We start from the raw sequence: 12,603 nt of genomic DNA, 5'->3' as shown, positions 1-12,603 counted from the left end.
GTTTTCAGGCGCCGTCGACACTGTTCGGCGTTCAGCCGGCGCAGTGCCGAACGCAGGGTGTCCCGCGCTGCCGTCTCGTCCACCTGATCGGCGGGGTCGACCTTGCGCCAAGCAGTGATCCAGGTGCCGGTCTGGGCCAGGTGATCGCGGATCCGCCGGACGTGCCGCTCGATGAGTTCGTCAGGTGGCCGCACCTCGCGCGTCACCCGTCGCCCTGCAGGCAGATCTGCACATGGGTGCCGTACTCACGGCCGAGCCAGGTCACCGTCGTCCCACCAGCGCGTGGCGGTGCCGTCGCTCAGGTCGGCGGCCAGACGGTGCAGCCACGGCCACAGGACGTCGTCGCGGCCCCACACCGGGTCGAACACCTGGAGCGCCTCGGCCGACCGGACGGCGTTGGCCGCCGCCGGCGGGAGCGGGGCGTAGAGCAGGACGTCGCGGTCGGGCGGAGCCCAATTCCCCAGCCAGGTGGCGGGCTGCCCGTCCCTGACGGTCACAACGAGGTTGATCTCCGGCGAGAGTTCGGGCAGGCGGACGGCGCGAAGGACGACCACGTCGCTGTCCGAGCTCAGGTGCTCGGCGTACCTCGTCAGCACGGGAGCCGCGATGCCGCTCACGTACGCCCGCTGCCGCAGGCCGGAGTGCCGCAGACCCGGCTGGCTGGAGTCGGTCACCCAACCGGCACGGTTGACCCTGGCGAGTGCATCCCGGATGTGGCCACGGGTCTCCGGATGTGGCGTGCTGCCGATGTACGTCGGGATCCACCTTCTGGTGCCCTCCAGCCACTGGGCCACGAGTTCGCCCACGTCTGCCACGGATGTCGTGGTGGCCCAGTCCTGGTGCTCCCCGGCCGGGACCTCGTCCCACTCGTCGTCCACGTCATCGCCTCCCGGGGCTGTGCTCGAAGGCATCCGCCCACTCGACCGGTGTGCCAGTGCGCCAGTGATCGAACAGCTCCGTCGCCGTCATGCCGGGGTGTCGCTCCCACAGCTCCAGCCAGGGCAGTGCATCGGCAAGCGCCGGGAACCCGACGTCGCGCAGCTCGGCGTGCCGCTGGGGGTGCCGCTGGAAGGCTGAGCGGCCGTGCAGGAGGCTCGGCGCGTTCCCGAGCCAGGCGGACACATCGGCAGGGTGCAGACCGTGCTCGCGCCATGACGCCGCGGTGTCAGCGGCACCTTCGCCGGCCGTGACGGCCCCGGTCTGCACCAGGAGGCGGTGCCAGGCGACGGCGTCATCGTCGGTGAAGCCGTGGTGCCGGTAGGCCTCCATGCTGCGCGGGCGCCGGAAGAAGGGCCAGTGACGCTCGAGCTGGTCGGCGACATCGGCCAGGAGCGCCGGATCCACCTCCGCCTCCGGATCGCCGGTGAGGTGGCGCTGCCAGTCCCGGGCTGCGGACCAGGCCAGGAGTGGATGGAGGTGCGGTGCTTCGACCACCTCGACGCGGCTGGTCGGCTGGCAGCGCGTGCCCCCGGTGGTCCGGCCGCGCTCGCGCATGCGTTCTTCGAACCGGTTGGCCACCGCGGGCTCCACACCGGACAGCCGCCACACCAGCCCGGCGATCGCGGGACACCGGTAGGCCGTCATGCCGACGGCGGCCCGATGGATGACCGCGTCCCGGTCCGAGGGACCGAGGCCCCGCATCTGTCGGACGTCGTTGGGCGACATCCGCACCACCACCGTGCGTGCGGTGACGCGATCGGTGTGCGCACCCAGCGCCTCGGCGACGTGCGCGTGGACGTCGAGGTCCACGTCGGGCTCGTGCTTCGTCAGCCAGGTGTTGAGCCCGCGAGCGAGCACGGCGTGCAGGGCCAGCAGATCCAGCTCGATCGCGCCGTCCGTGATCGCCTCGTCTCGGGTGATCCCCGCGGGCGCCCAGTGGCTCTGAAAGCTCGCCTCGTGGACGTGGCACAGCGCGACCGGGCCGGTTCCGCCGATCGGCACCGAGCAGTCGTGACAGGCCCAGGGATTCCAGCCCGAGACCGGGGCAGGAGAGGCGGGCATGGTCAGTCGGCGCTGCCGGGCAGTCCGGCGCGCACGTAGGCGAGCGCCCACTCGACCGGGCCGTCCAGCAATTGCGTCCGCACCTCGAGGGCCCGCTTCGCCAGGTCCATCACGTCTCCGAGAGGAACGACGGTGCCGGCGGGAAGGTCCTCCCAGGACCCGTCGCTGGCGAGCAGGCCGCGCACGTGGTCCTCGACCGCCTTCGGGTCCGGTTCCTCATCCCCGCGGAGTCGCTCGAGGGCATCGAGGTCCTCTTCGCGCATCTGTCGGTCGAAATCGTCAGGCGGCCCGCCGTCGGAGGTGGTCATGGTGGGTCTCCCGTTCCTGTGTCTGCGGCCAGGCCGCCGGCCTCATGAGCCGGCTCGGACGAGTAGTCGGCAGTTCGGACGAAACGCTTCAGCGCGCGAGGGGGCGACTGGCCCGTTGGGGTGCCCTGCCCCATGACTCAGGCCCAGGCGTGCACCCACTCGATCGGGGTGGTGCGGAAGAGCAGGACGGCGTCCTGGATGGTGAGCCCCCGTCGTTGTCGCACGAGGTCCAGCCAGGGCAGTGCGGTCTGCAGGTCGGGGCACCCTGCGTGCAGGAACGCCGCCTGCCAGGCGATCGGGTAGCGTGGTCCGCCCTTCGGGATGGGCCCTTGCGCCGACCAGCGATGCAGGGCCGGGAGGCCCACCCCGGCCTGGCGCCAGGCGAGGGCGGTGGGCAGGGTGGCCCGGTCCCTGCCGACGAGCTCCTGCTCCGACAGCAGCCGGTGCCAGGTGAGGGCTGCCGCCTCGCTGAAGCCGGCTCGCAGGTAGGGCTGGAGGCTTCCCGGATCCCGCAGAGGACCAGTGCGAACGGCCTCGCCGTGGACGAGGACTTCCGGGTCGAGCAGCCAGGGCCGCCGCGGGTCCAGCGTCTCCGCCGCCAGGTGCTCCTGCCAGACGCGGGCGCGATCCAGGGCGTCGAAGCGGGAGACCCCCTCCTCGTCCGAGCACGTGGGTCGCCACGGCGAGCGGTCCGGGGCCCATCGATTGGCGACGTCCGGCTCCACGCCGGACACCGCCCATGCCAGCGCCACCGCGGTGGGGAACCGGTAGTGGCTGACCCCGACAATGGCGCGCGTGAGCTGCGACCGGTGCAGCTGCTCTCGCGTCGGGCGGATCGGCACCCACCGGCGTCCGTCGTCGGCCCGGGTGCGCGCGTGCCGGCGAAGACGCCGGCGCACCTCGTCCTCCAGGATCGGGCGGAGCGTTCGCCGGTGGACGACCCGGAAGCTCGAAAGCCACTCCTCGAGCTCCGACAGCAGCTCGAACTCGACCTCGTCGGGATCGAAGGTGATCGGACGCCGGCTGGACCGGGCGACGACCGTCGGAGTCACGGCTGCACGCCCCAGCGGGTGTGGCTGTCGCACAGCGTTCGTGTCCGGCCGCGTCCTACGCCCAGCAGTTGGGCATCGGCGTGGCCACAGACCTCGCAGAGAAATCCGCTGGCGACCTCGGCCGAAGAGATGATCGCGCGGAACTGCCGGTGACACTCCTCGTCCAGGTCGGTCACCGACGACGGCCTGGCGTAGTACCTCAGCAGGCCGTACTTCTCCTTCACCTGGCCCAGGGAGTACCACGGGTCGATCTCGGCCAGCCGTCGGTCGGTCTCGGCGACCAGACGGTGCCACCCGGCTCCGCACCACACCTGGTTGGGCTCGCCATTGGAGTGGGCCAGCCGCCAGAGAACCGGGGCGAGCACACCCAGCGGATCCGGATCGTCCTCGTAGGGGTTACCGAGGTACTGCAGTGCCAGGTGCTCGCGGGCCAGCCCTGCCAGGTCGGCCCGGGTGTCGTCCGCGAAGGTCGCCTCCGCCTGCTCCCAGGTCACCGGGAACGGGTGCAGCCGGCGGAGCGATTCGAGCACGATCGCCTCGATGTCCGCGTCGTCATCGTCGGTCACGCCTCGTCGCAGTCGTGGATGGTCCGGCGGGTAGGTGGCTCGAGCCCGTAGCGCTCCAGCAAAGCGGGGACGAGGTGCCCGGCGCAGCAGTACGGCTCGGGTGTCGACGCCTCCAGCAGCGCCGGCCGCTCGGCGGAAAACTCGAAGGCGGGCTCGCCGTCCCAGTGGCCGCAATGGCCCTCGGGGTAGCCCGCGATCATCTGCTGGTCGATGGCGACCGCGAGGCCTCCTGGGCAGCTGCTCGCCGTGTGCATGCCGAGCGCCCACACCAGGTCGGCGTGCAGTTCGGTGCAGGCGGCGCGGTCGTCCGCGCCCTGACCGCGGGTCACCCGGTCCGTCGCGCAGGCCAGCTCCACCGAGGTGAGCCGGGGCTGCTCCTCACCCGGTTCGAGCCGGAAGACCACCAGTCGGTCCTCGCCCGGACCGAGGACGTCATCGGTCAGTTGCCGGAGGTCGTGCAGCACACGGAGCAGCGCACGCTCGTTCGCCTGAGCCGCTCGCTGCAGCTGGACCTGACGACGGGTCGGGGACGGCAGGGGACTCCGAGGATCGGCGTCGGGAAGTGTCATGCGGCCCCTTGCCCAGTTGTTCGTCCAGTCATGCTCGACCTCCTCCTCCAGCCATAGAAGCGAGCAAAACGCTAGACCACCTTGACCAGTGCTGCCATCAGCCGAGCGCAGAGCCCCCCGGTCGAGGGATCAGTCGGTTGCTTCCGGGCTTGACCGGTATGCGGCGACCGCTGAACACGGCGAGGAGTGCCCTGCCCACCGTGGTCTCCTCGGTGGCCGGCGCGACGTTGAAGCGAACCCGCCCGATGTCGGTGCGCTCGTCCGCGACGGGTTGCTCTGGATCGACGACTGCCAGGGTGACGACGAAGGAACTGACGGTCGAGACGATGGCCCGTACACCGTCGCGTCGCCTGTGGTCCACGGGCCACCAGCCACTCGCGGACAGGAGCTTCTCCTCGTCGCTGGCCTCGGCCGTCCAGCCCCACATGGTCCGCCAGGAGAAGTCGTCGTCCGTGTGATGAAGCCAGCGCGGACCGGCCTGCTGCACGAACAGCACGCTCCAGTCATCGAACGCGGAGACCAGGTGTCGTTCGTCAATGAACGGTCGGCGTCCCATCTCCAGCACCTCGTCGGCGTCGTAGTGGACGACGTCAGCGTCTTCTGCCGCGCCGGCACGCGCGGTGCGGTGCGGGGTGAGCAAGCCGGTGTCGCTCGCCTGGCGGACGGCTATCGGCGTGACCCCCCAGAAGCGCGCCACCTGACGTGCGCTCACGAGGAGTCTCCGTTCATCCAGATGAGTGGTCACCTTTCGAGCCTAGGAGAAATGCCGACACACGATCCCTCCGGTCTGGGTAACATAGCCCAAAATGATTGACCACCGCAGCCGTTTCCGGCGCAGGACCATCGAGGGGAGGTGCCTGCATGAGCACTGCGGGGGAGAGCCCTCTTGCGATGCCGGCCGACGGTCGGGTGCTGGTGGTCGGCGACGCCCACGGCAGCGAGCCGCACCTGCTGGGACTGGTCCAGGGGGCCGCCGAGGCAGGGCTTTCCACGATCGTGCAGCTCGGTGACACCTTCGGCACCCACCCGGCCCGGTCCGCGCGGGCGATGGATGCGGTCAGCGGCGCCTGCGTGGAGCACGGGGTCACGTTCCTGTGGCTGGACGGGAACCACGACCGGCATGTCGGCCTCCTCGACCGGTTGCCCACCGATCCCGTCACCGGCCTGCACCCGTGCCGGCCGCACGTCTGGCATCTGCCCCGCGGGGCGTCGTGGACGTGGGGCGGGTGCCGCTGGACCGCCGTCGGGGGAGCGGTGTCGGTGGACGCTGCCGTCCGCACCTACGGGGCGGACTGGTGGCTCGAGGAGGAGCTCACCGATGCGGACATCGACCGTGTCGTCGCGGAAGTCGGCGTGACCGACGTCCTGCTGAGCCACGATCGCCCTGCCTGGGTCGAGCCGGCGCTCGGCCAGGCGCCGGGCGCCTGGTGGCAGCACATGCCGTTCCGGTGGTCGGAGGACGACTTCCGGCGCAGCCAGGCGCATCAGCGACGACTGGACCGGCTCGTGACGGCCCTGCGTCCGAAACTGCATCTGCACGGTCACCTGCACCGCCGCTACGACCTCGTGACCGACGAGTCCCCCTGGGGTGGGCGGACCCGGGTGAGCGGTCTGGCCCGCGAGCCCATGCAGGGCAACACGCTGGTCGTCCCGTGCGCACCGGACTTCGACCGGTTGTTGGCGGACACCGGCACCCAGGGCGACGCCTGGTGACCCGGGTGCTGTTCGTCGGCGACACCCACGGCCAGACAGCTCACGTCGACCACCTGCTGCGCGTAGCCGTACGCGAGGGGTGTCCGTGGGTTTTCGTGGTGGGTGACTTCGGCTACTGGGAGCACCAGCACGACGGACGCCTGTTCCTCGACAAGGTGGATCGGCGGGCCCGGCAACACGGCGTCCGGTGCGCCTTCCTCGACGGCAACCACGACAACGTTGTCCTGCTCCGCCGCACCTACCAGGACCGGGACGACGACGGACTGATCGTCGTCCGCGACCACGTCCGATACGCCCCACGCGGGCACCGCTGGACCTGGGGCTCCTCCCGGCTGCTGGCTGCCGGAGGAGCGGCCTCGCTCGACAAGGACCGGCGCCTGGCCGCCGAACAGCAGAAAACCGACAGGGCCGCGCGGCGTGCGCTCGCTCATCGGAACGCGGGTGCCCCGAGGGACTACGCCGGGACGCTGTGGTTCCCCGACGAGGAGCTCACCGACGACGAGACCGACCGGATCATCGCCGCCGGGGGGCGTGTCGACCTGCTCCTCACCCACGACAAGCCTCGGGACAGCGCGCCGTCCTTCAACCGGAAGACCGCCGAGGCGGCGTACCCCAACCAGGACCGGATCCAGCGCATCGTCGACGCCCTGGGACCTGCGCGGCTGATCCACGGCCACCTGCACCACCGGTACACCCAGACGCTGCCCAACGGCACCGTCGTCGACGGCCTCACCTGTGACCCTGCCGCAGGGCACGGGGAGCCCGGCTACCGGGTGGAGGATTCGTGGCTCGTGGTGGAGCTGTGAAGGGCGAGCCGGGGCAGCGGAGGCGCGAGGTCCTAGGGGCGTCGAACGCGGGCGCGCCGGCGTCAGATGGTCGACGAGGCGCGTGCTGTCTCGGGCGCGTCTCGGACGGCGAGGATCGCGTCCGCGGCCGCCGTCCAGTCATGGACACGCTGTCCGGGCACGTGCCGGTTGTACGGCTGGTCGAACACCAGCGCCGCCAGCCCCGCCTCGCGGAAGGCTGCGAGATTGCCCGGACTGTCGTCGAGGTAGAGATCAGCGCCGACCTGCGGCTTGTCGGCCACGAAGCAGAGATCGCGGAACGGGATGCGGTACCGCTCCAGCCAGGCGACCGTGTCGCCCGCCGCCGCTCCGTGGCCACCGTTGACGACGAGACGATGCGTGATCACGCGGATGTGGACGCCGGCGTCCGACAGGCGCCACAGGGCAGCCGACACCCCCGGCAGGGGCTCCAGGTGACGGAAGAGGCCGGCGTTGACCGCGCGGGCGTGCAGAGCCAGGTACTCGTCGCGGGAGTCGATGTCCCAGCCGCAGAGCGCCCAGTCCCAGTCGACGGGGTCGGGCAGCGTCTCCGGCGCCACCCCTCGGTCCTGGGCGACGAAGCGACGGAATCCGCCGGTGTAGTCCGCGCAGACCCCGTCCAGGTCCAGACCGAGGACGAAGGGGGTGCAGCTCACGGTCCGTCTGTCGGCAGCCGGGCCCCGCCGCTTGACCCCGCCGTCCTCCCGGTCCCTCGACATGGGGAACCGAACCGACCAGCAAGGAGACCGCATGAACACTACGCACAACCCCATCAACGGCCGGCTGGCCTATCCGAGCGACCCGCCGAACACGCTCGACCGTCGGATGGACCCGCCTCCCCCCGCGGCTCCGAGGCTGGGGCGCGACCACGGCCCGGGACGGATGTGCTGGTGCAGCGCCACGATCGAGTGGACAGGACCGCTGGGGCCCGACCGCTCGTGGCCGGAGCGCTGCGACGGGCGGGAGAAGCACCACACGCGCACCAACTGGCTGTCCTACATGGACGTCGCCTGACCGGCCCGAGGACGGTGGAGAGCCGTGTGGACGGCGGCGTCGACGAGGGTGTCGGCCCGGTCGTACCCGAGCTGTCGGATGACGTCGCCAACGGAGTCGAGGTGAGCTGCCACCTTGGCCAGCTCATCGGGACCACGGCCGGTGGCCAGCATGGCCTGCCCCAGGGAACGTGCCCGTTCGGCCTCCAGAACGTTCCCGACGGTATGGTCCTGATTGGTCCACGCGTACATCGCACGCAGCGCCCGGTCGACGTCGATCGACCCGTTCGTGGCCAGCGCGTGCATGGTGGCCGCGCAGCCGTCGTGGTCGCGGAGCAGTCGATCGGCGAGATTACTGTCGCACCGCTCGTCCTCGGCGATCGAGGTGGCGACCTGCCTCATGGGGCTGGATAGATGCCACTCCCGTGCGTAGCGCTCCTCCAGGTCGAGCAGTGCTCCGGCGACGGTGGCGAAGTCGCCGCCGTCGGCCGCGTCGGCGTTCGCCTCGCCGAGCAGTCGGTCGGGGTCGTACCGGTCCTGGGCGACGAGCGCGAGACGGCCGGGCCACCGCAGGTCGAGGAGGGGCAGGCCGTTGAGCGGCGGGTCGTCCGGTTCGCCCCCCGCGATGTCGATCAGCTCGTCCAGCGTGAGCCCGCCCCAGGCCGTCTCGGGGTGGTGGGCGAGGAGGGTGAACACCGCGGCGGCGAGCTCGGCGCCCGCGAGCGCCACGAGCACGTCAGCCGGCGCGCTCGGGTTGCTCGCCACCGCTCGACGGATGCCGTCCGCCTCGGCGGAGGCGGGATCCCGTCCGGTCAGTTCGGCTGCCTCGGCCAGCCCGACCTCGATGAGGTCAGCGGGCAGCTCCGGGTTGCTCAGCGCCGCCAGCCGCACCTCCCACGACGGGTCTTCCGCTGCCCGCACGACCAGGTCAACCGGCAGGCAGGGATTCGCCGCGGCCACGGCGCGGAACTCGTCCCGTGCTCGGTGGAACGTGGCGGTGAGGAGTTCCGTGTCGTCGGTGCGGCGCACGAGGTCGGCCACGCCGTCCGGAGAGACGACGTGCTGGAGCTGGTCCGGGCGCCAGTCGAGCTCGACGGCGAGGCGCCGGGTCTCTTCGACGGACAACCGGTTCCGCTCCGGTTGTCCGCCCACGCCTCCGACCGTCGTGGGCGCCGCGTGATCGGCGAGTCCGTCGTCCTCCTTCGTCGGCTCGTGCTCCTGCTGCGCGACCGCGCAGTGGTGCTCGTAGGCGGTGCGGATGACGCCGGTCGGGTCGCACCAGGCGATGACGCCCCCGACGACGAGGGGGTCGACCGCCGGATTCGTCACCAGCGCGACGAGGACGTCGGTGTCGGTCGACAGCGCGAGCTGGCCGGCGACGTCCTCGGGCAGATCGGCGCGCTGGGCGGCGAGCACCTGGACCGTGGGGGAGGCGTCGGGCGCGAACTCCACGAGCAACTCCGGCGGCCCGGTCAGGACGTCAGGAGGTGGACGGCCGGGGCGTCCTCCTGCCGCAAGGCCGATCGCAGCCGGCTCATCCCCGCTGCGTCGAATCCGGCGTCCGCCCCGCCCTCCATCGCGGCGAAGGCGAGGGCCAGGCCGGCCGCGCCCTCAGAACTCCAGAGGTCGGCGTCGCTCGCCCAGTGGAACCAGTCGTGGGCGCCGTGCGCGGTGTTCTGATCCGTCACGCTGTCTCATCGGCGGCAACGGTGGGGGAGTGGAGGGCCGCGTCCGTCGCCGTCCCCCGTTGTGGCGAAACCGCCCGGCTCCGCTGTGATCCCGCCCTGCTGGTGCCGAAGGAGAAGGTGTGACGGGGGCCCTACGACCGGTGCTGTTGGGCGGGTACGCCGCGAAGCGATGCCCACGCGCGACGCACAACGAGTACGACCTCACCGTGCCGCGGGTCGAGTGGCAGCCCGATCCGGCGGTGCAAGAGCTGCTGGACGAGGGCCGCGCCTTCGAGGACCACGTCGTCGACACGCTGCTGTCCGCCGCGCCGGACGCGATCGACCTGCGCCCTCACGAGCAGCACAAGAACCGTCACATCGCGGAGACGATGCGGCACCTCGCCTCCGGGACCGGCCTCATTGTCGGTGGTCGGCTGCCGGACGACCTCGCGGGCGGGCGGACCGGTAAACCGGACCTTCTGATCCGGGCGGAAGACCGCCCCGACGGACGTCCCGGGTATCACGTGGGGGACATCAAGCATCACCTGACGCTGCACCGATCACCGAACGACTCGGCTGAGGTGAGCCTGGCGTCCGAACCTTCTCGCGCGCAGGCCGTCGTCCGCGCCGGGGTCGCGCTCCGCGTCGGTGACCGTGAGGACGATTGCCTCCAACTGGCCCACTACTGGCGACTCCTGGAGGCAGCTGGCCATGCCGCCGCGGAGCCGTGGGGTTCTGTGCTCGGCACCGACGGGGCCAAGGGATACGTGCCCGACCCTCTCGTCCTCAGCTGGTACGACCTGAGCGAGCCGCTGTTCACCACGTTCTCCCGGACGGCCGGCAAGCGGCGGCGCTCGTCGCTGGAGCGGTACGACCACGAGCACGCCTTCCGCTTCGACGTCGCGGATGTCGCGCGCCGCCGCACGGGGGAGCCCGGTGACCCGGCGCCTCTCGTCCTGCCCATCGGGCACGAGGAGTGCCGCGACTGTCCATGGGCGTCGGTGTGCGTCGACATGCTGGCCGGCGACGACCTGAGCCGGGAGCTCGGCGGTGTCCTGTCGGTGCGCGAGTACCTGACGCTGCGTGCGCAGAACGTGGTCACCGTGAGCGATCTGGCGGCCGCGGAGCTCGACGAGATCCTCACCGAGGACTACCACCAGGAAGTCGCGCACCGGCAGAACCGGGCGGCGCGCCTGAAGAAGGCGCGGTTGCACGCGGAGCTGGCCGAGGCCGGTCTGGACATCCGTCGGCGTTCCGACGCGCCGCCCGTGCCCACCGCGGACGTCGAGTACGACATCGACTGCGAGTGGAGCCCCTCGCCGGAACGCGTCTACCTGTGGGGCGTCCTGCGGACGGACGGTGAGGACAGCACCTACGTGCCGTTCCTCGACCTGACCGTCGACGACGTGCAGGCCGAGCACGCCCTGGCCGAGCGTTTCCTGCTCTGGCTCGACGGTTCGATCCGGGCGGACGTCGCGGCCGGCCGGTCGGTGGCCGTCTTCCACTACCACCATCCGGAGCGCAGCCAGCTCCGCCGGATCGCGTCCACCAGCGGCCGGGAAATGCCGGAGATGTGCGCCGAGGCGGCGCCCGAGGCCTGGATCGACCTCTGCAAGATCGTGGAGAAGTCGCTCGACTCCCGCATCGGCCACGGCCTTAAGGCGATCGCGGTGCACGGCGCTGACTTCAAATGGTCTGACGACGACCCGGGCGGGCTTCAGTCGCAGGCCTGGTACGAGCAGGCGCGGTCGGGCGACGCGACAGCCACGGCAAGACTCCTCGCCTATAACGGGGACGACGTTCGAGCAACCCAACGCATCCGAGCATGGTTGTCCCGCCCCAGGAAGTGACGGAGCCCGCGCTCAAGCATCGGCTGCAGCGCCGGTCGGAGCGGCCTGCGTCACCACCCCACGATCGAGTCCGGAGGCAGAATTGCCAACACCCGAAACGTATCTAGCACAACACGCGCAGCTAATCCGGGCCTTTCAAGCACAGCCTCAGGGGCGGTCGTGGTCCCTCGCAAATAATGCCTCCTTCGTCGGCGAGTACAGCGAGCTTCTGGTTGCTGCCGTGCTGACTATGAACCGCCTCAGCGGAGGTGATCCCTGGGATGAGGCGGTGAACTACCGGACGCGCGAGTACACATCTGGGGCGCTCTGGCACACCACTCGTCAGAACTGTGGGTACGCGGGTATCAGTTACGCCTCCGTTGACCTGTGGCTACCGCTGGCCGCGGTCAGTCGCGGAGACTGGATCACGGCCAAGGGCTCTAATATCAGCGGCCCACTAAGGCGACTCGTGGCTAGTTCTGCGAAGGCGCCGCATCGTGTTCTAACCGTCCAGGTCAAGTCTCGTGTGATCGTCTGGGGGCGCGACCGCTACGACGCAATTGGCTACAAGTACTTCATCGACGAGTCGGCGAACGCACTGAGCAGGAATGATCTGTTGGCCAATAGGGGGGCATTCCCCTGGCGGACTCCCAGCGTCGACTTGTTCGCGTGTGTCGAATGGGACGCTATGACTCCAGGAGTGGCGGCGACTCCCAGTATTCGCATCCTCACGCGAGAAGAAGTCCTAGATGCGATCGTCGCGCGCGAGGCCAAGGCGAGCGCCAAACACGGGAAGGTGGGAACATGTCAATGCGACGATTGCGCCACGCCCATGTCGTGGGAGAGTCGGAAAATCGACTTTCTAGAGGTGTTCAGCGGTCCAGGTCTCGGGACCGCCGTCACTCCCACGGCGCGCACCATCGCGCCGCTCGTACTGCCGTGACGAGCCCTGAGGCCGGCTGCTGAGGTCTGGCGGTGCCTCCGTCGGCGAAGCATCTAGATCAATAAGGCCAAGCCAACCTCACCGGGCAGCGCACGCCCCAGTTTGATCGGGGGGCGCCGCGGCCGTGCCCCGTGGGGTG

At 70.6% G+C, this 12,603-nt stretch carries 16 protein-coding genes; 5 read left to right on the top strand and 11 right to left on the bottom strand.

Features of this window, described 5'->3' with window-relative positions; all coding sequences use genetic code 11:
• The 8 genes from A6V29_RS04405 to A6V29_RS04370 all read right to left on the bottom strand — a co-directional run.
• A partial coding sequence (locus tag A6V29_RS04405) for a hypothetical protein (protein ID WP_137159173.1) occupies positions 1–206 on the bottom strand: 206 nt, incomplete at its 3' end.
• A gap of 39 nt (positions 207–245) precedes the next feature.
• A complete protein-coding gene (locus tag A6V29_RS04400; protein WP_137159172.1) occupies positions 246–878 on the bottom strand; it encodes a DUF6919 domain-containing protein in 633 nt (210 codons plus the stop codon).
• A gap of 1 nt (position 879) precedes the next feature.
• On the bottom strand, positions 880–1,941 hold the full coding sequence (locus tag A6V29_RS04395; protein ID WP_137159171.1) for a hypothetical protein: 1,062 nt from the start codon (positions 1,939–1,941) through the stop codon (positions 880–882).
• A 62-nt stretch (positions 1,942–2,003) separates the two neighbouring features.
• A complete protein-coding gene (locus A6V29_RS04390; protein ID WP_137159170.1) occupies positions 2,004–2,309 on the bottom strand; it encodes a hypothetical protein in 306 nt (101 codons plus the stop codon).
• A gap of 137 nt (positions 2,310–2,446) precedes the next feature.
• The gene (locus A6V29_RS04385; protein WP_137159169.1) at positions 2,447–3,361 is read right to left on the bottom strand and encodes a hypothetical protein; all 915 of its coding nucleotides are present in this window, start codon (positions 3,359–3,361) and stop codon (positions 2,447–2,449) included.
• Complete coding sequence (locus A6V29_RS04380) at positions 3,358–3,927, bottom strand: hypothetical protein (protein WP_137159168.1); 570 nt, start codon at positions 3,925–3,927, stop codon at positions 3,358–3,360. Before A6V29_RS04380 ends, A6V29_RS04385 begins: the two co-directional genes overlap by 4 nt.
• A complete protein-coding gene (locus tag A6V29_RS04375) occupies positions 3,924–4,391 on the bottom strand; it encodes a hypothetical protein (protein WP_137159167.1) in 468 nt (155 codons plus the stop codon). The genes A6V29_RS04380 and A6V29_RS04375 overlap by 4 nt, the downstream gene beginning before the upstream one ends.
• Before the next feature lie 202 nt (positions 4,392–4,593).
• Positions 4,594–5,208 (bottom strand): hypothetical protein, encoded by a 615-nt coding sequence (locus A6V29_RS04370; RefSeq protein WP_137159166.1) that lies wholly within the window; start codon positions 5,206–5,208, stop codon positions 4,594–4,596.
• A gap of 149 nt (positions 5,209–5,357) precedes the next feature.
• Between A6V29_RS04370 and A6V29_RS04365 the strand changes: the two genes are divergently transcribed.
• Together A6V29_RS04365 and A6V29_RS04360 are read left to right on the top strand one after the other, a co-directional pair.
• Positions 5,358–6,209 (top strand): metallophosphoesterase family protein, encoded by an 852-nt coding sequence (locus A6V29_RS04365; protein ID WP_137159165.1) that lies wholly within the window; start codon positions 5,358–5,360, stop codon positions 6,207–6,209.
• Positions 6,206–7,015: a metallophosphoesterase gene (locus A6V29_RS04360; RefSeq protein WP_170977684.1), complete on the top strand. Its 810-nt coding sequence runs from the start codon at positions 6,206–6,208 to the stop codon at positions 7,013–7,015. The genes A6V29_RS04365 and A6V29_RS04360 overlap by 4 nt, the downstream gene beginning before the upstream one ends.
• 62 nt (positions 7,016–7,077) lie before the next feature.
• On the opposite strand, the gene A6V29_RS04355 is transcribed toward A6V29_RS04360, so the two are convergent.
• A complete protein-coding gene (locus tag A6V29_RS04355) occupies positions 7,078–7,689 on the bottom strand; it encodes a 5' nucleotidase, NT5C type (protein ID WP_170977683.1) in 612 nt (203 codons plus the stop codon).
• Between the two features lie 94 nt (positions 7,690–7,783).
• Between A6V29_RS04355 and A6V29_RS04350 the strand changes: the two genes are divergently transcribed.
• Positions 7,784–8,047 (top strand): hypothetical protein, encoded by a 264-nt coding sequence (locus A6V29_RS04350; protein ID WP_137159162.1) that lies wholly within the window; start codon positions 7,784–7,786, stop codon positions 8,045–8,047.
• Here A6V29_RS04350 and A6V29_RS04345 read toward each other — a convergent pair.
• Both A6V29_RS04345 and A6V29_RS04340 read right to left on the bottom strand, forming a co-directional pair.
• Positions 8,029–9,477: a hypothetical protein gene (locus tag A6V29_RS04345; protein WP_137159161.1), complete on the bottom strand. Its 1,449-nt coding sequence runs from the start codon at positions 9,475–9,477 to the stop codon at positions 8,029–8,031. The genes A6V29_RS04350 and A6V29_RS04345 overlap by 19 nt on opposite strands.
• A gap of 20 nt (positions 9,478–9,497) precedes the next feature.
• Entirely contained in the window at positions 9,498–9,713 is a 216-nt protein-coding gene (locus A6V29_RS04340; protein ID WP_137159160.1) for a hypothetical protein, read from the bottom strand.
• Between the two features lie 119 nt (positions 9,714–9,832).
• Here A6V29_RS04340 and A6V29_RS04335 point away from each other — a divergent pair, with 119 nt between their 5' ends.
• Complete coding sequence (locus A6V29_RS04335; protein WP_137159159.1) at positions 9,833–11,542, top strand: TM0106 family RecB-like putative nuclease; 1,710 nt, start codon at positions 9,833–9,835, stop codon at positions 11,540–11,542.
• 220 nt (positions 11,543–11,762) lie between these two features.
• Positions 11,763–12,464 carry a hypothetical protein gene (locus A6V29_RS04330; protein ID WP_137159158.1) on the top strand — a complete coding sequence of 234 codons (702 nt, stop codon included), beginning with the start codon at positions 11,763–11,765 and terminating at the stop codon, positions 12,462–12,464.
• The last annotated feature ends 139 nt before the right edge of the window (positions 12,465–12,603 follow it).

Origin of the sequence: Blastococcus sp. CCUG 61487, assembly GCF_005222955.1 — a bacterium.
In the GTDB taxonomy this organism is placed as follows: Bacteria; Actinomycetota; Actinomycetes; order Mycobacteriales; family Geodermatophilaceae; genus Blastococcus.
This window is presented reverse-complemented; position numbering and strand designations above follow the sequence as displayed.

Coding starts and splice junctions, on each gene's coding strand:
- A6V29_RS04390 (WP_137159170.1), bottom strand. CDS start 2,309: ATGACCACCTCCGACGGCGGGCCGCCTGACGATTTCGACCGACAGATG.
- A6V29_RS04365 (WP_137159165.1), top strand. CDS start 5,358: ATGAGCACTGCGGGGGAGAGCCCTCTTGCGATGCCGGCCGACGGTCGG.
- A6V29_RS04350 (WP_137159162.1), top strand. CDS start 7,784: ATGAACACTACGCACAACCCCATCAACGGCCGGCTGGCCTATCCGAGC.